The sequence below is a fragment of the Paenibacillus popilliae ATCC 14706 genome, from assembly GCF_000315235.1.
GTDB lineage: Bacteria > Bacillota > Bacilli > Paenibacillales > Paenibacillaceae > Paenibacillus_B > Paenibacillus_B popilliae.
The window spans coordinates 1-648 of record NZ_BALG01000364.1; the positions used below are offsets into that span (position 1 = coordinate 1).

Annotated in this window: 1 pseudogene; it reads left to right on the forward strand. The window is 45.2% G+C overall.

Features of this window, described 5'->3' with window-relative positions:
- Positions 1 to 278 precede the first annotated feature (278 nt).
- Positions 279 to 648: pseudogene (locus tag PPOP_RS17395) on the forward strand (TraB/GumN family protein); the annotation flags it as partial.

The following is a 648-nucleotide window of genomic DNA, read 5'->3' on the forward strand; positions in this document are numbered from 1 at the left end:
CCAACTATAGTAATGATTCCTATTTTAAGGTAATGCAGGAGATAGAACAGAGTGAATATCAGCTTGCAGAACAGTCGAAGGAGCTCGAAGAATTGTAAGCAAAGAAATGAATAGAGGGGAGCTATTGCAAACCGGAGAAGAAATACTTACAATTATACCTGATAATGGTGAAGAACGGCATGCTTGCTGAGGCTCATATTGTAATCGATAGGGAGAAGATACTGGATTATATACTGGAAAAGCTAGATTTACAATAATAAAGATAGCGAGGGATGTCTATGAAAATCCAAAGTTTTTTTCGCAAGCAAGTCGTTGCCTTGTTGATCGCAGTCGTTATGCTGTTGCAAGGAGCTGCAGCTCCGATCCAGGCTAAGGAAGCGCAGAGTCCCGCTAGTTCCCTGTATCATATATGGGCCGAGAAAGCACTCGTGGAAGGACAAAATTATGGACTGTTTCCGTTGACTTGGTATCAGGAGGAGTTCATGCAGCCCATGTCGGCAGACAAACTGCAAATGTTGCTGCAGACGACTTCACAAAAAATCGATGCGCTTGGTCTCGATAAAAAGCAAACCGCAGCCGTGCCGACCGTGCGGGGCGATGTGACCAGAGGAGCGGTGATGCAACAGTTGTATGCGGTGCTGGCACAAT